Origin of the sequence: Citrobacter sp. CK180, from assembly GCF_030333655.1 — a bacterium.
In the GTDB taxonomy this organism is placed as follows: Bacteria; Pseudomonadota; Gammaproteobacteria; order Enterobacterales; family Enterobacteriaceae; genus Citrobacter_B; species Citrobacter_B koseri.
The window spans coordinates 245,807-264,805 of record NZ_JAOWFM010000043.1; the positions used below are offsets into that span (position 1 = coordinate 245,807).

General features: G+C 48.6%; 19 protein-coding genes. 18 read left to right on the top strand and 1 reads right to left on the bottom strand.

What is annotated here, in order from left to right; all coding sequences use genetic code 11:
• The 13 genes from OGV50_RS08880 to mobC all read left to right on the top strand — a co-directional run bounded on the left by OGV50_RS08880 (position 1) and on the right by mobC (position 12,952).
• Positions 1 to 270 carry a TrbC/VirB2 family protein gene (locus OGV50_RS08880; RefSeq protein WP_370740848.1) on the top strand — a complete coding sequence of 90 codons (270 nt, stop codon included), beginning with the start codon at positions 1 to 3 and terminating at the stop codon, positions 268 to 270.
• 11 nt (positions 271 to 281) lie between these two features.
• Positions 282 to 3,029, top strand: coding sequence for a VirB4 family type IV secretion/conjugal transfer ATPase (locus OGV50_RS08885; protein WP_286488494.1), 2,748 nt, complete (start codon positions 282 to 284; stop codon positions 3,027 to 3,029).
• A 22-nt stretch (positions 3,030 to 3,051) separates the two neighbouring features.
• Entirely contained in the window at positions 3,052 to 3,780 is a 729-nt protein-coding gene (locus OGV50_RS08890; RefSeq protein WP_032454820.1) for a TrbJ/VirB5 family protein, read from the top strand.
• Between the two features lie 11 nt (positions 3,781 to 3,791).
• A complete protein-coding gene (locus OGV50_RS08895; protein ID WP_032454819.1) occupies positions 3,792 to 4,067 on the top strand; it encodes an EexN family lipoprotein in 276 nt (91 codons plus the stop codon).
• Between the two features lie 71 nt (positions 4,068 to 4,138).
• Complete coding sequence (locus tag OGV50_RS08900) at positions 4,139 to 5,170, top strand: TrbL/VirB6 family protein (RefSeq protein WP_061069979.1); 1,032 nt, start codon at positions 4,139 to 4,141, stop codon at positions 5,168 to 5,170.
• A 90-nt stretch (positions 5,171 to 5,260) separates the two neighbouring features.
• Positions 5,261 to 5,401 carry a hypothetical protein gene (locus OGV50_RS08905; RefSeq protein ID WP_032454851.1) on the top strand — a complete coding sequence of 47 codons (141 nt, stop codon included), beginning with the start codon at positions 5,261 to 5,263 and terminating at the stop codon, positions 5,399 to 5,401.
• Positions 5,394 to 6,077 (top strand): VirB8 family type IV secretion system protein, encoded by a 684-nt coding sequence (locus tag OGV50_RS08910; protein WP_032454850.1) that lies wholly within the window; start codon positions 5,394 to 5,396, stop codon positions 6,075 to 6,077. Before OGV50_RS08905 ends, OGV50_RS08910 begins: the two co-directional genes overlap by 8 nt.
• Entirely contained in the window at positions 6,074 to 6,964 is an 891-nt protein-coding gene (gene virB9 / locus OGV50_RS08915; protein WP_170993359.1) for a P-type conjugative transfer protein VirB9, read from the top strand. The genes OGV50_RS08910 and virB9 overlap by 4 nt, the downstream gene beginning before the upstream one ends.
• The gene (gene virB10, locus OGV50_RS08920; protein ID WP_032454848.1) at positions 6,961 to 8,268 is read left to right on the top strand and encodes a VirB10/TraB/TrbI family type IV secretion system protein; all 1,308 of its coding nucleotides are present in this window, start codon (positions 6,961 to 6,963) and stop codon (positions 8,266 to 8,268) included. The genes virB9 and virB10 overlap by 4 nt, the downstream gene beginning before the upstream one ends.
• Complete coding sequence (gene virB11, locus OGV50_RS08925) at positions 8,258 to 9,277, top strand: P-type DNA transfer ATPase VirB11 (protein WP_032454847.1); 1,020 nt, start codon at positions 8,258 to 8,260, stop codon at positions 9,275 to 9,277. The genes virB10 and virB11 overlap by 11 nt, the downstream gene beginning before the upstream one ends.
• A 59-nt stretch (positions 9,278 to 9,336) precedes the next feature.
• Positions 9,337 to 9,639, top strand: coding sequence for a TrbM/KikA/MpfK family conjugal transfer protein (locus OGV50_RS08930; RefSeq protein WP_080899431.1), 303 nt, complete (start codon positions 9,337 to 9,339; stop codon positions 9,637 to 9,639).
• 697 nt (positions 9,640 to 10,336) lie between these two features.
• Positions 10,337 to 12,196 (top strand): type IV secretory system conjugative DNA transfer family protein, encoded by a 1,860-nt coding sequence (locus tag OGV50_RS08935; RefSeq protein ID WP_081178132.1) that lies wholly within the window; start codon positions 10,337 to 10,339, stop codon positions 12,194 to 12,196.
• Positions 12,197 to 12,205: 9 nt separating this feature from the next.
• Positions 12,206 to 12,952, top strand: a complete 747-nt coding sequence (gene mobC / locus OGV50_RS08940; RefSeq protein WP_081178134.1) for a MobC family replication-relaxation protein — start codon at positions 12,206 to 12,208, stop codon at positions 12,950 to 12,952.
• Between the two features lie 192 nt (positions 12,953 to 13,144).
• On the opposite strand, the gene OGV50_RS08945 is transcribed toward mobC, so the two are convergent.
• On the bottom strand, positions 13,145 to 14,092 hold the full coding sequence (locus tag OGV50_RS08945; protein WP_123009624.1) for an ArdC family protein: 948 nt from the start codon (positions 14,090 to 14,092) through the stop codon (positions 13,145 to 13,147).
• 958 nt (positions 14,093 to 15,050) lie between these two features.
• Between OGV50_RS08945 and OGV50_RS08950 the strand changes: the two genes are divergently transcribed.
• Genes OGV50_RS08950 through OGV50_RS08970 form a run of 5 tightly spaced genes read left to right on the top strand, consistent with a single transcriptional unit; the run spans position 15,051 to position 18,841 of the window.
• A complete protein-coding gene (locus OGV50_RS08950; RefSeq protein ID WP_200022172.1) occupies positions 15,051 to 16,097 on the top strand; it encodes a thymidylate synthase in 1,047 nt (348 codons plus the stop codon).
• The gene (locus OGV50_RS08955; protein WP_032454842.1) at positions 16,094 to 16,651 is read left to right on the top strand and encodes a P-loop NTPase family protein; all 558 of its coding nucleotides are present in this window, start codon (positions 16,094 to 16,096) and stop codon (positions 16,649 to 16,651) included. Before OGV50_RS08950 ends, OGV50_RS08955 begins: the two co-directional genes overlap by 4 nt.
• Positions 16,641 to 17,672: a nucleotide kinase domain-containing protein gene (locus OGV50_RS08960; RefSeq protein WP_032454841.1), complete on the top strand. Its 1,032-nt coding sequence runs from the start codon at positions 16,641 to 16,643 to the stop codon at positions 17,670 to 17,672. The genes OGV50_RS08955 and OGV50_RS08960 overlap by 11 nt, the downstream gene beginning before the upstream one ends.
• 21 nt (positions 17,673 to 17,693) lie before the next feature.
• Positions 17,694 to 18,185, top strand: a complete 492-nt coding sequence (locus OGV50_RS08965) for a TIR domain-containing protein (protein ID WP_022065023.1) — start codon at positions 17,694 to 17,696, stop codon at positions 18,183 to 18,185.
• Positions 18,179 to 18,841, top strand: a complete 663-nt coding sequence (locus OGV50_RS08970; RefSeq protein ID WP_071888388.1) for an Nmad2 family putative nucleotide modification protein — start codon at positions 18,179 to 18,181, stop codon at positions 18,839 to 18,841. Before OGV50_RS08965 ends, OGV50_RS08970 begins: the two co-directional genes overlap by 7 nt.
• The last annotated feature ends 158 nt before the right edge of the window (positions 18,842 to 18,999 follow it).

Sequence of the window (18,999 nt, forward strand, 5' to 3'; positions counted from 1 at the left end):
ATGCGTCAATGCAATATAGTTGCTGCTTCACTCCTGCTGTCCACTCCGGCGCTGGCGGTAGATGGCGGATTTAACAAGGCGAATGAAACACTGAGCAACACCTCAACCGGTCTGCTGGGACTGGCCGCCGTCACCATCACGCTGGCAACCATGTGGGTGGGCTACAAGGTGCTGTTCGATGGCAAGAGCCTGCATGACATGCGTAACGTCATCATCGGCGCGATCCTGATTGTTGGCGCGTCCGGCTTCGGTGCCTACTGGGCATCATAAGGGAGGCAACGATGGCTACGCTGAATAAAGCACTTACGCGGCCAGCCGCCATTATGGGCATTCCTCTGGTGCCGTTCGTTCTTGTCAGCGGGGCCATCGTCCTGCTGGCGGTCTATGTCAGCTATTACCTGGTACTGTTGCTGATCCCGGCCTGGGCGGAAATGAAAAATAAAGCCCGTAAGGATATCCATTATTTTGGGCTGCTCTGGCTGGCATTTAAAACCCGTGGGCGGCTTTTCACCAATAACTATTTTGGTGCAAATGCCCTTCTGGCAAACCAGTACGATAACGTTGATGTATCGGAGTTTATTCAGAAAATGAAATTAAACGAGCGTATCACGCTGGATAAGTATATTCCGTATTCCTCCCATATTCACCCTTACGTCATCAGAAATCGTCACCGTGATTTTGTTGCCACCTGGGAGCTGGGCGGCACGGTCTTTGAATGTGAAGATGAACATCACCTGACCCTGATGGCCACGCATCTGAATAACGTTATTCGTTCGTATGAGGGTCTGCCGGTAACATTATATATTCACCGGCTCCGTGAAAAATATCATGATGCTTTTGAAGCCTGTTCGGGCATTCCCTTTTCCGATGAGATAACACGTCGGTATTACCAGCCGGTAAAAGAAAAACCGTTCTGGCGGCACCGGCTGTTTTTCTCCGTCTGCTACGCACCGTTCTCTCAGATTGAGAAGAAAACCATGAAAGCGCAGTCGCACGGTAAACGCCAGCCAGCACTGGATGACGCGCTCAAAATCATGCAGGAATACCGTGAAGCACTGGAATCTTCATTATCCCGCTATATGGCAACGCCGCTGGGGATATATGAAGAAAATGGTCGCGTGTATTCCTCACAACTGGCGTTCTTCCATCGTCTGCTTACCGGTCGGTGGCAGAAGGTGGCCGTAACGCGCTCACCATTTTATGAAACGCTCAGTACGCCGGACGTGTTTTTCACCACCGACACCGGTGAATGCCGGACGGTCGGCGGCTCCCGCTTCTTCCGTAGCCTGGAGATTAAGGATTATTCCCCGGAAACCCATACCGGTATGCTGGATGCGCTGCTGTACGCCGAAAGCGAGTATGTTCTGACGCAGTCCTTTACCTGTATGGCACGGGATGAGGCGCAGAATCATATCCGGCTGGCGGAAAAACGACTGAATTCGGCAGACGATGACGCGCTGTCGCAACGTGAAGAGCTGACAGTACTGCGCGACCTGCTCCAGTCCGGGCATGTGTCCTGCGGGAAATTCCACTTTTCCCTGCTGGTGTCGTCGGACAACGCCACTCAGGTGGTGAAAGATACCAACATGCTGGCGCAGCCTTTCGCCGATCTCGGCATTATGACGACGCTTTCCTCCATGTCACTGCCCGCTGCATATCTGGCACAACTGCCGGGTGTCTATACGCTGCGCCCCCGACTGGTGGCCGTCAGCAGCCAGAATTTTGCCGATATGGCCTGCCTGCATAACTTCCATCCCCACAAACGCAGCGGCAATCCATGGGGGGAAGCCATCGCCATCCTCACATCTCCCGGTGGTGGCGGGTATTACCTGAACCTGCACGACAGCCAGGCCAGGCGAGATGACACCGGTGAGAAAACGCCGGGGAATACGGCGATTATCGGGAAAACCGGTTCAGGCAAAACCCTGCTGATGACTGTCATGCAACAACTGATGCAGAAGTACCGCAACCCGGCGACATTTGCGCCTTCTGCCACCAACAAACGGCTGACCACGGTGTATTTCGATAAGGATCGGGCGGCGGAAATGGCGATCCGCCTGGCGGGCGGGCGTTATTTCCGCATCCGTACCGGCGAGTCCACCGGCTTCAACCCGTTTGCGCTGGAGCCAACCCGCCGGAACATCAGTTTCATCAAACGGCTGGTGCGCATGCTGTGCCGCCGCAACGGTAAGCCGCTCGATCCGCGCGATGAGGAGCGGATCAGTGCCGCCGTGGACACCATCATGCTGGACTACCCGCCGGAGTACCGTCGGTACGGGATCACCCGGCTGCTGGAAGTGCTGCCGGAGCCGCCGACCACAGACGCCCGCACCAACGGGCTGCGTATTCGCCTGAAACAGTGGGCGCAGGGGGGCGAGTTCGGCTGGGTGTTTGATAACGAGGCTGATACTTTCACCATCAGCGATGTCGATAACGTTGGTATCGACGGCACCGAATTTCTGGATGATGACGATATTCGCGGTCCCGTGACCTTTTACCTGCTGTACCGTGTGACCAGTCTTCTGGACGGTCGCCGCCTGGTGATGTTTATGGATGAGTTCTGGCGCTGGCTGGCCGATGTCGAATTTTCCCGTTTCTCGCTCAATATGCTGAAAGTTATCCGTAAGCTGAACGGGATCTTCGTCCCGGCAACACAGTCACCGGATGAAATCGTCAGACATCCCATCGCCCCGGCGATTATTGAGCAGTGCGGTACCCAGATTTTCCTCGCCAATCCGAAAGCCAGCTATACAGATTACGTGGAGAAAATGAAAGTGCCGGACAGCGTTTATGAGACGGTCAGGAACCTGGATCCGGGCGAGCATTATATGGTCATCCTGAAAACACCGCTGCGGGCCGGAGAAACCCGCCCGTTTGTGGCAATGGCGAAAATGGATCTGTCCGGACTGGGTAAACTCACCCGACTTCTCAGCGCCAGTGAAGACAACCTGAAAATATTCGATGCCATTTATCAGGACGGTATGCGACCTGATGAATGGAAAGATACGTTTCTTGACCGGGCAATCTGAAAGCCAACCGGAGGTAATATCAATGCGTTCCAGGAATCACCTTCTGGCATTATCGTTATTTTTCTCAGCACAGGCGTTCAGCGCCGGAATACCGGTTTTTGACGCCGTGCAGAATACCGAATCCATTAACCAGTGGATGCAGAAACTACAGCAATGGGAGGATACAGTTACCCATTATAAAAGTGAACTTGATGCATATAAGAAGCAACTGGCTACCGCAACCGGCGTGCGGGATATTCAGGGTTTTCTCAGTGATGCCAGAAGCCTGAAAACCGATATTGATAATCTCCGTAAGAACGGTATTTCACTGCATGATCTGCTGACCACGCAGAACAGTTCATATTCTGCTGAACTGCAAAACCTTTACAATAAATACAAATCGTTCAGCGTATGCAGCGAGGAACAGGAAGGAATAAAGTCTCAGGCCCTGGCCGACAGTTGTAAACAGATGATCCTCAATCAGGCAATGGCGATTGAGAATACCACTGACGTTGAAAACAGGATTAACAGCACACTCAGCGACATATCAGACTTATCTGACCGTATATCAAATGCGCAGGACTCGAAAGAGTCTCAGGATCTGGCTAACGCCATCGCGGCGAAAAGCGTACAGTTAAATGCGCTGACGAATCAGTGGGAGATGTCTGTCAGACAGGCTGAACAGCGAACGACATTGCTGGAACAGCAAAGACAGAAAGCCTTTGAACAGCAGCAACTAACGGCACCTGTTGCTGACCTTAATAATTTATAAGGAGGTTATCCATGCTCAGATCCTTATTCACCTTATGCACACTCTCAGGCGTGATATTACTGTCCGGCTGCAAGGAAACCAAATCCGAAGCCTGGTATAAGCAGCATCCTGACGAAACTTATGTGGTTTATACGCAATGCCTGAAGGATGGTGAGGCAAGCGATAACTGCGAATTTGCCCACCGGGCAGCACTTATGTTTGCACAGGAAGGCCAGCCCGGGGTTAAGGAGAAATTCGAGGCGATATTTCAGCAGGAAGCTGAAAAACGAAATGCAGTGACACAGTAATTTCTCCTCCAGCAAAACAGGGAATCCTCCCTGTTTTCTATATCCTTTCTTTATATATCAGGTGAGGCACCATGTCCGGTGGTATTTTTGTTGGTATGGACAAAAACATCATGGATGGACTGAATGCCGTACTGGAAGGTCAGTCTTCCACTTACGGCACGATGATCAGCGTCATCATCGTCAGCTCTTTTACCCTGTTTATACTGTTTCGCGGTTATCAGACGCTGGCTGGCAAACTCCGGACCCCGGTTGAAGATGTCGCCTGGGATGTGGGCCGCATGTTGCTGATCACCACCTTTGCGTTAAACCTTGATGGCTGGCTGGATATGGCGGTAGCGGCTATCCAGGGACTCAAAGACGGTATCAGCGGCGATGATAACGTCTGGGCGCTGCTCGATACCGTCTGGGAAAAGGCACAGGCGCTGGGGCAAAAGTTATTTAATATGGACACCTCAACTTACGTCAAACTGAATGGTGGCCTTGCCGAAGTCCTGGTATGGGGCGGCTCTATTGTCCTGCTGATGGCAGCCACCTTTGTCAATCTGCTCGCCGAAATCACCATCCTGTTAATGACGACCACCGCGCCGCTCTTTATTTTCTGCCTGCTGTACGGTTTTCTTAAGCCGATGTTTGATAACTGGCTGAGAACAATTTTCGCGGCAATATTAACGATCATGTTTTCTGCTTTATCCATCCGTATCGCCATTAATTACCTGCATAAGATACTGGATGCTGCAACAAAAACATCCGCTGAAACCAATATGGTAACACTGGCGGCGCAGTGCCTGCTGGCCGGGATTGCAGCGGGTGTGGTGGTCTGGTTCTCCGCGAAGCTCGCGAGCGCACTCAGCGGGGCCGCCGTACAGGCAGTGCTGCAGGGTGCCGCCATGAGTGGCCTGAGCGGACTGGCGAACAAATCCGCCGACCTCGCCGGGCCGGGGGTAAAGGGCGGAGCCCGCCTGGCTGCGAAAGGCGGCATGGCCGCCGCCGCGGCGGCCGGCAGGCTCGCCGGCGCAGGCGCGGGTAAAACCGTGAGCGCCTGGCAGAAACGCGCCGCCGCCATCGAAAGCATGAAACGCCTGAACCGGCAGCGTTACCGTTAATCCTTCCGACCGTTAATTTCCTTTTCCCCGTCACGCCGTGGCCAGCGCCACCGGTGCGGCATTTCTGCATCCATACGATAAGGGGCTTCCATGAAATTCAGCATCATCCTTCTGATGCTGTGCGCGCTGACGGGCTGCGCACGGCATCAGGGCGACCTTCCGCCGGTATCCGGCGAACCCGAGCCGGTGAATTCCCCCACCATCATTCAGGAGCTGACTCACCATGCCTGATATTCAGAACATTCTTAATGCTTCCCGCTCTTTTGAATCCATCCAGTTGGAAAAGGAAGAGCGTTCCCGAAAAACCGCCTGGCGGGTGGCCGCTACCGGACTGATTCTGGCCGCAATGGCGATTGCGGCCATTATTATTCTGCTGCCACTGAAAACCACCGACACTGAATTATGGTCAGTGGATAAACAGACCGGGCGCTATGAATATATGACCCGCGTGAAGGAACGGGATATTTCGTCTGAAAAGGCACTGGCGCATTCACTGGCAGCACACTATGTCAGACTCCGCGAGGGATATAATTATTTCTCCCTCCAGCGTGATTATGACGACGTGCAGTTATTTAACAGCGACAGCATGAACCGGGACTATCTGGACGGGTTTAACGGCGACCAGGCACCGGACGTGATTTTTAACAAGGCGGAATATGTCGTTTATATCGACATTATTTCCAATGTGCATGCGCCTGCCACCGGGCCGGATAATCTGGCAACACTGCGTATCAAGCGCACAATTCGTCGTATTGCTGATAATTCTATGAAAACGGATGTGTGGAATATCCGTCTCACTTACCGCTACGTCCCGCACCGGCAACTGACCGACAGCCAGCGCGAAGTCAACCCGCTGGGCTTTATCGTCACCAGCTACCAGCGCGATAAAGAGCTGAGGGGGGAATGATGCTGAAACATACCCTGCTCCTCTCTGGCTTACTGGCGTCATGCGTGGCATGGAGCGCAGCGACACCGCGCGGCAGCGCGTATGACAGCCGGATGCAGAACATCACATACAACAGCCAGAACGCCACGGTCGTCAGTACCCGCCCCGGTTACGTCACCATGCTGATGTTTGACGACGATGAAACCGTTATTGATGCGCAGGCGGGTTTTCCCAGAGGCTGGACCGTGACGAAAAGCGATAACCGGGTGGGCGTCAGCCCGAACCCGATTACCCAGCCGGTCACGGATGCCAGCGGCAACAACGTCAACCAGGTGTTTCTGCCGACGGCAAAAGACTGGAAAACCAATCTGTTCGTGGTGACCTCGAAGCGCGATTACAGCCTGGAGCTGAACGTGCTGGACCGCGACTCGCCCGCTCAGGCCTTTGTTATCCGCTACCGCTATCCCGACGAACTGCGAAAAAAGACTGCCGCCGCCAGCGCCGCCCGTCAGCAACATCAGCAGGAAGCACTGGACCGGCAGCGGATAGCGGCGGCATTCGGGCAGGCCACCACGCCGCGCAACTGGCGCTATACAAAACGGGTGGCAGCAGGCTCAGCCTTCATCGCCCCGGACTTTACCTGGGATGACGGTCGTTTCGCGTATATCGGTTTTTCCCCCACGAAGACCCTGCCTTCCGTTTTCCGGGTGGTTAACGGCCAGGAGCAGGCGGTCACGCCCGGAACGGTTAAACGGGGCAGTTACACCGTGGTGGTGGTTCCGGCATCGACGCAGCTGGTTCTGCGTTACGGCACCTCGGTGGTGGGGGTCGAAAACGACGGATCCGGGCGTATCCCGCTGACCAACAGTGACACTGTTTCACCCTCCGTTACGCTGGAGGCAAAATGACCGACAAATCTTTCCCGGACGAACCGAAAAAAACCACCGCAGAACGGGAAGCAGAAGCCCGCGAACGCGCCCGCGCGGCAATGGCATATCAGGAGCCGGAGCAGAAAACGCCGCCCGGCCAGCCGGAAGTGACCCGTTTCCGTAAGACGTCCGGTCACCGTACACTGATAGTCAGCCTGCTGAGTCTGGTCCTGGTCATCGCCCTGGCATCCGGTGGCGATCGTCTTCTCAGCGCCCTGAAAAGGGGGGATGAGAAAGAATCTGACACCGCACCGCCGCCCTCCTCCGGGGCGGTGCAGCAGGAGCGTAAGAATCTGGGCATGGACAGTAACCCGTTTGGCCTGTTCGGGCCAGGGAGGCAGGAAAGCGCAGGCCCTGCCAGTCAGAGCGCCCCGGCCACACCAGCTCTGCCGCCCGGGCCGCCCGCCCTGAACAAGGCGGCAGCACTGGCAAACGGGCTGAACAGCGGCAGCACAGGGTCAGGCGACGATACACGCACGTTCCGAAGCGGATCGCGCAGCAACGCGGGAACGTCGGGCAGCCCGTCTGCCTCCACGGCGTACACATCCTGTCAGTCTGTACTGGTCAGTGGCGAAAATGGACGTCTGCGCTGCCCGGATACGACAGCACCGGGAGACAGCAATAACAATGGCAATCCAGGCGTTGCCCGTGTCACTGGTGTCAGGCGGCTGGGCCTCGATCCTGATCTCTATATCCCCGTGGATCGTTATATTCCGTGTTCGATGATGCGGCGCTTCGTATCCGATGTTGGCGGTCATATCTCCTGCCTGATCGGTGAGAATGTCTGGAGCGCCAGTAACCATGTGAAGCTGATCCCGGCAGGAACGGTCGCCCGTGGCGTCTACCGCACCGGCGCACTGCAACATGGGCGCAGCCGGATGTTTGTGCTGTGGACGGAGCTGCGCACGCCGGAGCCCGGCAGCCTGCAAATCCCGCTCACCGATACGCAGGCCACCGGCCCCCTCGGTGAGGCGGGGATCGCGGGCTGGATCGACAGCCATTTCTGGGAGCGTTTCGGCAACGCCCTGATGCTCAGTACCGTGCAGGACGTGGCGGCAGCGGCATCAGATGCCGCGCCGGGTAAAGACCGCAATACTGACTATACCGAAAACACCCGCGCCGCCACGGCGGAAATGGCGAAAACGACACTGGAAAACAGCATCAGTATCCCGCCCACGATGTACCTGAACCAGGGCGATGTGATCGGCATCATGACCGGCACGGATATTGATTTTTCCTCTGTTTATCAACTACGGCTGAAAAAGAAATGGTATGAGCGCTGAAAACCTGTCACTGGATTTTATGAAAAACCGTCTGTTTGGTGATTTTCTTGCTCAGGATGGCCTGACAGAAATTGCGGTTAACCGACCGGGTGAGCTGCATACAAAAATTCGGGGAAAATGGCAAAAACAGGCATCCCCCATCACGTTGCGTCAGTGTCATGCTTTTGCCAGAGCGCTGGCGTCCTGGCATGACGATAATATTGACGATACATCACCCATCCTTTCTGCAACATTAGGATCCGGCGAACGTGTTCAGGCGATTATTCCCCCGGCCTGCGAACGTAATACGGTGTCCATTACGCTGCGCAAACCCTCGTTTGAGCAGAAAACACATCAGTCATGGATTGATGCGGGATTTTATCAGCGCGTGGCCGGTCAGGAAAAAACGAAAAGCCAGGATAATGCACTGGTCCGGTTATATCACAGCGGGAATATTCCCCGCTTTATGGAAAAGGCGGTGGAATACGGCAAAACGATTTTTATTGTGGGTGAAACCGGCTCCGGCAAAACCACCTATATGAAAACGCTGCTGCATTATATTCCGCTGCATCTCCGGCTGGTAACGATTGAGGATAATCCCGAAATCCGTTTTTATCACCATGCCAATTATGTGCATCTTTTTTACCCGGCGGATGCCGGGGATAACGCCATTATCACCCCTGGCAGACTGATCCGGGCTAATTATCGTATGAACCCTGACCGGATATTACTGGCGGAAATTCGTGGGCAGGAAGCGTGGGACGCGCTGAAAATTGTCGGCTCCGGGCATGAGGGGTTAATCACCTCCCTGCATGCGGGCAGCCCGGAAGAATGCATTGAAGGGATCATTGACCGCTGCTATGAAAACCCTGACTGCCGGAACATTCCTTTTGATGTGTTGTTACGCAAGGTACTTAAAAGCATTGATGTCATCGTCAGTATTGATATACACGGCGATGTTCGCCGGATGCATGATATTTACTTTAAGCCAGTTCATTTAAACAGCATGAAAGAGACATTCAGAAAATAACTCCGGTAAATAACATTATCAAAATACGTAACCTTTCATTAATCATAACGGTAACTGAAATGAAAAAAGCAATATCCTCCGTATTATTGTTCTGCGTTATTGCGTCATGTTCAACAACTGTACTGGCTGCTGATGCCTGCGAAGTGGTGTTATGTATGTACGGTAAAGCAACCGGAAATGGCGGCGGCAGTGAATGTCATTCCGCTGAACGTGCATTCTTTAATATCGTGAAAAAGAATAAACACGGCTTTCTTCCTGACCATACGGCCGATGCCAGACAATTATTTTTAAGTGAATGTGATTTGGCAGACCCGGCGGCCATCGGTCAAATTATCAGTAAATATGGCCGCGTTCGTGGTTAATACTGGCGAGACGGCACAGAGCATGACGGTTTTCAGGTTTTTACGGCTTCTGTTTTTCGCGGATTAAGGAGCGAAGAAACAGGGGCCGTAAAAATGAGGCAGCGGACAGAAATATTTTCGCGGATTAAGGAGCGAAAATATTTCAGGCACCGCGCCTCACCTGCAAACAGCCGCGCCCACGCGGATTTTGCAGGCCGGGGGGAGCCGGATAAATTTCGCCGCCCCAGCGAGCGAAAAGCTGTCGCCCACGACAGCGGTTTACCGGGGGGCACAGCCCCGCACACCGTCGCAGCCAAGTCTCCGGCCAAAAGCCGGTAGCGTGGCGCGACCACCCTCTTTAAAGGTCAGCTTCCGTTTTATTCCCGCAGCGAGGAACGAGCAAAGGGAAGAAAAAGGCGAAAGCGACCGTCTTAAAGGGGGTGGTCGCGCGTAGCGTGCGACGGTGTGCCGCCGTTGACCCTGGGGGTTTTGGCGCGGCGTCCAGCCACGACATTACCCCCATGCGACAGACAATAAGGGCGTCCAGCCCGCATGTACTGGCGCACACCGTTTCGTACCGGGAAGCATGCTTTCCGGCACATGGCCGCACAGCGGCCACCTTCTTTACCCCATACGCTCGCCCCGACTTTTCGCCCGACACCGTGGGGCGAACTGACGGGGCGATGTCATGGGGCGAATCGCTGACGAAGGAGGCTCGATGATTTTAAATAAGCTTGCCGCTTCACTGTCCCCGATAGTGAACGAGATGCTGGTGCTGCTCGCTTTTGTGCAACAGCAACAACTGATGCTGGCGTTATTAGCGGGGCTGACGATGCCGTTTTTTGCATCAATGAAAAGCGATGAACGGCAGAAAGCTCCACTCTGGAAAAAGCTGATTATTGCTTTTTCCCTGCTGTGTTTTCTCTCCGGCACACTGGCTCCGATAGTTATCGGATCCTTTCAGTGGCTGTATAAAATCAGACTCACCAGTGATAACTCAGCACTGGCGTGGTCAGTACGGATTGCTTTCACTGTAACCGGGATTATTTTTCATATTATGCTTCGCCGGGTATTCACGCCGGAACTGGACAAAATAAAGAAACGCCTTGTTAAAAAGACCACCCTTGAACGGGAATTACGTACTGATGTCCGCACCGTAAAATCCCTGCTACCGGAAACACTGCATTATGACCCGCTGCATTATATCGACCTGAGTAAAGGGCTATTTATCGGCATGGACAGGGAGAACGAACCAATGTATCTCCCGTTAAAAGACTGGCAGAAACAGCACGCGGATATTATCGGCACCACCGGAGCCGGTAAAGGGGTTGCCACCGGGATATTGCTTTATCAAAGTATTATTGCTGGTGAAGGTGTGTTTGTTATGGACCCAAAGGATGATGAATGGGCACCGCATCTTTACCGCAAAGCCTGCGAGGATGCAGGCAAACCCTTTGCCTTAATTGACCTGCGAAAACAGCAATACCAGTTAAATCTGATTGAAGATATCACGCCCGATGAACTGGAAGAATTGTTTGTTGCCGGTTTCAGTCTGGCGGAAAAAGGTCAGGAATCTGACTTTTATCGGATCGACGACCGAAAAGCCGCGCGTATCGCCGCACAATTTGTCAGTGATAATCCATCGGCAACAATCCGTGATGTTTATAATGGTGATTACGTTCAGGGAGTTGCCGAAAAAATCAAAGCGTTCTTTGGGAAGGTTGAAGAGCAGGCATTACTCAATGCCATTAACTCACCAGAAGGCTTTTCGCTTAAGCACATATTTGATGAAGGCGGCTGCTGTTATGTTGTCGGCTCCATGCGAAACAGTAAAATTATTACCGCCCAGCGGATGCTGCTGGTTCGCCTTTACCAGTTAGCAGAAAGGCGCAACCGTGTAACAAACGTCCCCCGCCCCATAGCTATTTATCTTTCCGAACTGAAATACCATTTATCCCGGCCAGCGCTGGAAGGTTTAGGTGCGGCGCGTGATAAAGGCGTGCATATTATTATGGACCACCAGTCCATTGCCGATTTAAAAGACTGCCCGGCAGATTTGAAAGGTGACGCCGTTGTCGGTGCGGTCGTTGAAAATGCCAAATTCAAACTGGTTTACCGGGTTATGGACCCGGATACAGCGGAATGGGTGGCGAGAATGTCAGGCACGATTCTGGTGGATGACGAACTCCGCAAGGCCAAGACGGATAATATGCTGACGGAAACCATCGACAGTGAGCGTACAATCCGCCAGGCCGAACGTTTCTTTATTGACAGTAATATGATCCTGAACCTGCCCGATTTTGTCAGCTTTATCTTTACGACAAAAACGCTTCCTTCTGCCTCACTGATTTCACCGATAAAGGTCAGAAAGCGTCAGCTAAAAATCTTTTCAGTTTCCCCTGATATTGCCGCAACGGCAGCCCCGGTGAAGATCATGCTGGATTTTAGCGAGGATGATAAACCAGCCATGCCGGATGTGATGACAACGCACCCGGCTCTTTTCTTCGACGAAATCGAAGTAAAACCGGTAAAGCCGAAACCTGATGATGAAGAACACCTGTCCCCGCTGGATTTTTAAGGAGCGGTTATGCTGATTTCGTCCTTTCATGAGCGCCAGACACGTAACAACGAAAAAATAAAACAACTGCTGAACTTCCTGAAAGAAGAAACCTACAGTGATTTTAAAACGCTGATGCAGTTATTTGGTTTCCGGGATCATAAGTCGCTTTATTCGCTGCTGGCAAAAACGGAGCGAATGGGGTTAATCCAGAAGCATATGCTTGAATCACGGACAATCAGGATTTCATTATGGGGGATCACCAGCGACGGGCTGGCGGTGGTATTAACCCCGAATGATAAAATCTTTCCTGCGCGGTTTGAACCATCAAAAATCACCGGCTGGACGCTGGAGCACCATCTTGATAATCAGGCCGCCAGGCTTATTCTGGAGAAAAAAGGTGCTTCGGGATGGATTAACGGCGACCGGACCACTTTTATCAGCCAGTATCAGGTGAAACATCGCCCGGACGGGTTACTGACACTGCCTGACGGTAACATTATTGCCATTGAAACCGAGCGCCGCCTGAAAACCCGGGCCCGTTATCAGTCGATCATGGCAAGCCACCTGCTGGCACGTACCCGCAAGCAGTGGATTTACGTTTTTTATGTTGTGCCCGATCCACAGAAGAAGCGTGCGCTTGAACTGCTGTTTGACAGCATCAGGCATGTCATCATCAACCATCAGCACGTCCCGCTGGAAGAACGCCACCGTCGGGTGTTTCGCATTTATACCTTTGATGAACTGAAACACCTGTCATTAGGCAGCTATACATAAGCTTTTACTCAGGCCATCGTGATGGCCTCATCGGCCTGGCGGCGATACCGCCAGGCCGGAATTTTTTTATTCCACTGCGAGGCGCAGACTGTTCGGTACTCGCTGTGCTGCGTTCCGCCTCAGTCTGCGCCTTGCAGCGTTGCCGGTAAAAACCATGTAACCGCATTCCCTTGCGGTTGTCTGATTCCGGTCTCAGAGTTTATCCATCAGGTAACGATGTGCTTTAGAGGCGGCGCTGGCCGCTTTGAAAATATAGCGCCTGTCGTTTTTCAGCGCTTTCAGCCAGGAAGCAATATAGCTTTCATGCTGTACCTCTCCATCAATCCCCAGGTCCGCCATCAGAAAAGCACTTCCCAGCTCCGCCACCAGTTCTTCCTCTGCATAATCGGCACTGCCAAACTTCCCTTTCATTTCACGGTTCAGGCGTTTTTTGCCACCACTCCAGTGAACCAGCTCATGCAGGGCGGTAGCGTAGAAGTTAGCCGCATTCGAAAACAGATGGCGCTCCGGTAGCCAGACTTCATCAGTTGAGGGGTTGAAAAAGGCGTTTTGTCCTTTCTCAATGATGTTTGCGCCACTCTTCCGTAACAGATTCTCAGCCTGCGGCAACGGGTCAAAGGTTGCTTCCGGACTGACAGTTTCAGTCGTCAGGGGCAGGCCGTCGATTTGCTGAACGTTAAACACGGTGAAAGTTTTCAGCATCGGGATATGGTCAATTTCTCCGGCGTCGTTTTCCTTCTCCAGCGTGGTGTAGAAAATGGCTGTGGTGCCACGTTCACGCGTGCGAACCTGTCCACCTGCCATCTGCGCCTGTTTATAGGTCAACCAGCGTGAATCACTGAACCCCTGTTTTGATGCACTGCTCCACAGCAACATGATATTCATGCCACTGTAGGCTACGCCGGTGGCGTAATTAGATGGCAATCCAGACATGCCGGATACACGCTGCCACGGGCAGGACCAGGGTTTAACACCGGCTTCCAGCGCTGCAATGATGTTGTCGGTGACGGTCTGATAAATGTCGGTTCTGGTTTTAGAAAATTTCGTTTTTGAGGAGCCTGACGGGTCCAGCGGGGATACGCTGGTCGCCGCTGCGGCGTTAGGGGCTCTTGTCAGGGAGGTATGCAGGGAATTCGTCATGGTTTTTTCTCCGCCAGTGTGTGATTTTCGTCTTCGTATCGCCTGACGGTTCGCTTTCCCGGCATCGTTCTGTCCTGCAAGGGCGCAGAATGCGTGCCATTTACCCTTGCGGGACGGGTTGTGTTGGGAAACGATTAACCGGAAGCGAATACGGGGAACGGAAAGCACACAGGAGAAAAAAATTGCCCCTGCATAGCCGGGCGTAGCACCCCTTACTCCGCAGTGGTGAAAAGCAGATTTGGTGATGTTGAGCCGGAGACTGGCACTGACAGGAACTTCATGTAGGTGTTAGCATGCTTTCCTGCCGGACGAGACGGTTCTGCTAACTGGGGGCGGTTTGTTGTTAAATTGTCTCGTTCCGGCATCAATCACTACCTGTTCTGGGCTGTCTACGTATTGAACGCGGCATAGAGTCTATCTAACACCTCCCGGACCCGGGGTTAGAGATTTCTTGAAACAGGCCACAGCGCCTTAACCGGGGCAGCCGGGCGTAACGAGCGGCCCCAGCTTGCTACGCAGGTGTGACTATGGTTTTGGTAGTAACCAACATTGTCAGTTGTGCTTCTAGTACATATAAGAGGCGATCTTACTAGCTAGCTACTCGCCCCCCCCACTTAAGTAATAAGTCTAAAGTTTCGTAATTATCTGATTGCCAGATTGACCAAACCCATAACATGAGTAACATTTGTAAATATTCATACAAGTGCAGTGCCTAGGCAACTGAGGGCGGTAGCGTGGGTCGAGGTCTCACTTTCTACATTGGAAGCCAATTGGCTATCACGTTCGAGCCTGTTCTTAGCAGCAAGAGATTGATACGTGCTATCCGGTTAGTCCAGACTATGGCTGGACCAAATTCTGGATTAGGTCCAATAAACTATATCAACTAGAAAAATATTTTTAATAGCATGAGGTTTTGTTTATGCACGTCATTTACGGAGAAACTATTAACGATGTAATAATGAAACTCTTGGAAAAAGTGCTTAATGAAGGAGTTCGTGTTTCGACAAGGAATGGGGATGCTATAACTATTTATGATGTTAGTATGATCTTGCGAAACCCTAGATCAAGACATTTAAGTTTAGCGGGTCGAAAAAACAACATATTCTCCACATTTGCTGAAGCTATATGGGTATTTGCAGGCGATAACCGAATTAAACCATATCTAACTTTTTTTTTACCAAGAGCGCCTAAATACTCAGATGATGGTGTCACTTGGCGAGCAGCTTATGGAGAAAGACTATACGCTCACGGGCAACTTGAAAATGTCGTGCAACAATTCAAAAACGAAGGAATATTTACAAGAAGAGCGGTCATTAGCCTATACATGCCTGACAGAGATACAAGTGAAAGCCTCATAAAATTATACAACATAGAACATAGTGTCGATATACCTTGTAATAACTTAATTCATTTTTTTATCACTCCTGAAAAAAATTTAAATATTAAAATAGTCCAAAGAAGTGGCGATCTAATATTTGGAGTAAGCAATATAAACATTTTCGAGTTTAGTTTACTTCAAGAGATAGTACTTTCAATGTTACAGAGGGAAGTTGATAGCGAGATTAAACTAGGATACTTACATCATTCAGTAACTAATCTTCATATATATGATGATAGAATAGAACAAGCCAATGAAATACACAAAAGAAAAGAAGAACAAATGACAGATTTGATAAACGATGATGAAATATCATTTCCTCCATCACTACCAATTATAAAATCATTATTCTGTGATATAGTCTTATTCCTTGAAAGAATAATAACAGAAAATGCATATAAAATAGACACAATAGAGAAGGAAACTGAAAAACTAAAAAAAATATTTATTGAACATTTTGTAGAAACTGAAAGAAATTTACTCTGGGGATATGCAGAAGCAGCTTTATCATATATTTTTCAGGAAAGGTTTAAACAACCAATAGTGTTAACAGCTAAGTTAAGCGATGATTTCAATCTAAGCGTAACTTCCAATCACTTCAATAATTCTAATAAGGAGCGCCTATGAAAATTGCATTCATGGGAATATCGGGTAGTGGAAAAGATTTCCTTGCTAATTATCTAATATCCAACTATGAATTTGTTAGATTATCATTTAGCGATCAACTCAAAAAATTGGCCAATCATATTTACCCTTGGATGGAAAAGGATTATAGCCCTGAAAAGAAAACGTTATCACTCAATATAACCTTACCTACAGGCGACTTTATCAACCATTCACCAAGAGATATATGGCTGAGCTTAGACAAACTAAGGGAAATTGAAGAAAAAATATTTATTAGAATGCTATCAGAAGAGTTGAAAGTTTTAGAGGAAAATGAAGGGACGAATAAAAACATAATAATTACTGACATAAGATCAAATGAAGAATTCGCATGGTGTAAGAACAATCAATTCACAATAGTTCATATAGAACGGGAAAATAATAATTATAAAAGATACGAAATTGACAAGTATGTAAATGAGAACAAAACAAAATCAGACTATCATTTTAACAATAGTGTGAACGGAATTGATAGTTTTAAAAACTTTTTCGAAAGGGTATTATTTAGTGAACAGTAAAAACGATCAACTTTTTTGTAATGTCAGAGAAATGAAAATTAAAACCGCTAAACCCATCTTAAATGAAGCTGTTATCAGGGAATGGTTTTATCATCAACGAGAGAGAACCTCTATATATTACAAGAAAGAGATACTTAACCTTCCGCCATATTGGACAGAAGACAAGATATTGAGAAACTATAAATTTGTAAATACTAAAAGAACATGGGACAAAGAAACCAAGTGGTTATTAACAAATATAACAAACAATGATAAATTGAGTTATGATAATAAAATACTCAATTCATTTCTATTTAGAGTGGTAAATAAAAGCGATACATTCAATGAAATTGATGCGCCCTTTGATTTCACAAATATGACGATTCGTGATATTAATGAAAAAATCAGGGAGAAGACTCTCAATATATCCATAAAAAAACCAGGCTATGTATTTTTTAGTGCAGCCTATATTTTAGGAGGTCCGAAGTTTAATTTCGGGAAATACTTAGAAAATATAGAGGGCACAACGGAAAATGACATGGTAATTAGAATGATCAAATTTGTTTATTATAACCAAGATAAAATCGTTAATGGTGTAAAATCATCAAGAAATCAGCTTGAAGTTTTTGAACATTTAAAATCATTTTCAGGGATTGGGAATTTTCTAGCATATCAAATTTTCATAGATCTGACATACTTAGCCAGTTTTCCGTTTACAGAGTTGAATTTTGTTATTTCAGGTCCTGGTTGTGAAAGAGGAATTAATTGGATTTTTTCTAATAGAGATGGAATGAATAGCGAAGAGTGTTTGTTCTGGTTCACTATTAACCAAAAAAACATCGCAGAAAAATATAATGAACACTGGAACATGGATGAAATATTCCATTTCCTGCCTAAAGAAGAAAGAGTTTACACATTAATGGATATGGAAAATAGTGGTGCATGCGAGATAGATAAAAGATGCCGAACTAAATTTAACAATAAAAGACCGAAACAAAAGTATCATTATCAAAGTAATAATATAGAATTATTTTATAATTAGAAAATTACAAAGGATTTTAAAATGGTTAAAGAAATTAAGAAAAATGTTTTTGTTAGCCATCATCATAAAGATGACGCTAGTGTTGATGGGATTTCTCGTTTAGCTGCAGCAAAAGGTTATCATTTACGTAATAGTTCTATCAGAATGAAACCTGAAAACCAGCAACGAGTTGAGGAAAAAAAACTTAGTGATAGAACGATTGCACGTTTACTTAGAATGAAAATGAGGTGGGCTAGTCAAGTTATAGTTGTTATCGGGAAAGAAACGCATACCAGACCTTGGGTAAACTGGGAAATTCAAGTAGCTCATCAACTTGGAAAACCAATCATAGGTGTATATGAAAATGGTTTAAAAGGCGATGTAAAACTACCAGAGAATCTCGAAAAGTATGCAACCTCTATAGTGGCCTGGAGAAGTGACGCCATTATCAACGCACTAGAAGGTAAAACTTCATTTGAAAAACCTGATGGTACGGATCGTGATAAAGTTCAAGGTGGGAATGTCGTATGCTAATTGAGCCTAACTCTTACCTTTATGTCTATGCAATAACGAGAGACTTTGGTTTTGCACCCAATCCATTTCATGGAAGTTGTACCTTGGCAACATGCAAACCTGGAATTAGAAAGTCTGCTAAAGTGGGTGATTGGATACTCGGAGTTGGTGGAGCTAATTTAAAATCAGCTAAAAAAAAATGTATCCTATTAATGAAAGTTTCAGAAAAAATTAGTTTCAATGCTTATTGGGAGGATACCAGGTTTTCTATCAAAAAGCCTGCTAGAAATGGTAGTCATGTACAAATTCTGGGCGATAACATCTACCATCAAAATGAAAAAAATGAATGGATACAAGAAGATTCTCATCATAGCAATCCTGATGGTTCATTTAACATGACAAATCTTGAACGAGATACTAGTTCTAATAACGTGTTGATTTCTGATCATTTTTATTATTTCGGTAATAAAGCGATTGAAGTAGACTTAGACTCTCTTGAATATCATAGAATTAGAAACTATAAAAAGATTCCTTTAAATTCTACAATACCAGCCATTAACCTTATAAAAAGAATTGAATTTGATTTTAGAAGTGATAAAAATTCAGTTATATCTGACCCATGCAATTTTTCTGATTTCTATAAACGTGTAGATCAGCGAACTGGAGAACTTTATTGATAGGTGCACATATTTTGTGTTCCATATATTTTTAGTCTATCATTTTTTCAACCATCGCTGTTACTCTCCCGGAGGGAGTCTAGGGAAGGTGCGAACAAGTTCCTGATATGAGATCATCATATTCATCCGGAGCGCATCCCAGAGGGACATCATGAGCC

Bases quoted from the DNA above. Each gene is read 5' to 3' on its own strand.
- OGV50_RS08880 (WP_370740848.1), top strand. From the start codon at position 1: ATGCGTCAATGCAATATAGTTGCTGCTTCACTCCTGCTGTCCACTCCG.
- OGV50_RS08885 (WP_286488494.1), top strand. From the start codon at position 282: ATGGCTACGCTGAATAAAGCACTTACGCGGCCAGCCGCCATTATGGGC.
- OGV50_RS08890 (WP_032454820.1), top strand. From the start codon at position 3,052: ATGCGTTCCAGGAATCACCTTCTGGCATTATCGTTATTTTTCTCAGCA.
- OGV50_RS08895 (WP_032454819.1), top strand. From the start codon at position 3,792: ATGCTCAGATCCTTATTCACCTTATGCACACTCTCAGGCGTGATATTA.
- OGV50_RS08900 (WP_061069979.1), top strand. From the start codon at position 4,139: ATGTCCGGTGGTATTTTTGTTGGTATGGACAAAAACATCATGGATGGA.
- OGV50_RS08905 (WP_032454851.1), top strand. From the start codon at position 5,261: ATGAAATTCAGCATCATCCTTCTGATGCTGTGCGCGCTGACGGGCTGC.
- OGV50_RS08910 (WP_032454850.1), top strand. From the start codon at position 5,394: ATGCCTGATATTCAGAACATTCTTAATGCTTCCCGCTCTTTTGAATCC.
- virB9 (WP_170993359.1), top strand. From the start codon at position 6,074: ATGATGCTGAAACATACCCTGCTCCTCTCTGGCTTACTGGCGTCATGC.
- virB10 (WP_032454848.1), top strand. From the start codon at position 6,961: ATGACCGACAAATCTTTCCCGGACGAACCGAAAAAAACCACCGCAGAA.
- virB11 (WP_032454847.1), top strand. From the start codon at position 8,258: ATGAGCGCTGAAAACCTGTCACTGGATTTTATGAAAAACCGTCTGTTT.
- OGV50_RS08930 (WP_080899431.1), top strand. From the start codon at position 9,337: ATGAAAAAAGCAATATCCTCCGTATTATTGTTCTGCGTTATTGCGTCA.
- OGV50_RS08935 (WP_081178132.1), top strand. From the start codon at position 10,337: ATGATTTTAAATAAGCTTGCCGCTTCACTGTCCCCGATAGTGAACGAG.
- mobC (WP_081178134.1), top strand. From the start codon at position 12,206: ATGCTGATTTCGTCCTTTCATGAGCGCCAGACACGTAACAACGAAAAA.
- OGV50_RS08945 (WP_123009624.1), bottom strand. From the start codon at position 14,092: ATGACGAATTCCCTGCATACCTCCCTGACAAGAGCCCCTAACGCCGCA.
- OGV50_RS08950 (WP_200022172.1), top strand. From the start codon at position 15,051: ATGAAACTCTTGGAAAAAGTGCTTAATGAAGGAGTTCGTGTTTCGACA.
- OGV50_RS08955 (WP_032454842.1), top strand. From the start codon at position 16,094: ATGAAAATTGCATTCATGGGAATATCGGGTAGTGGAAAAGATTTCCTT.
- OGV50_RS08965 (WP_022065023.1), top strand. From the start codon at position 17,694: ATGGTTAAAGAAATTAAGAAAAATGTTTTTGTTAGCCATCATCATAAA.
- OGV50_RS08970 (WP_071888388.1), top strand. From the start codon at position 18,179: ATGCTAATTGAGCCTAACTCTTACCTTTATGTCTATGCAATAACGAGA.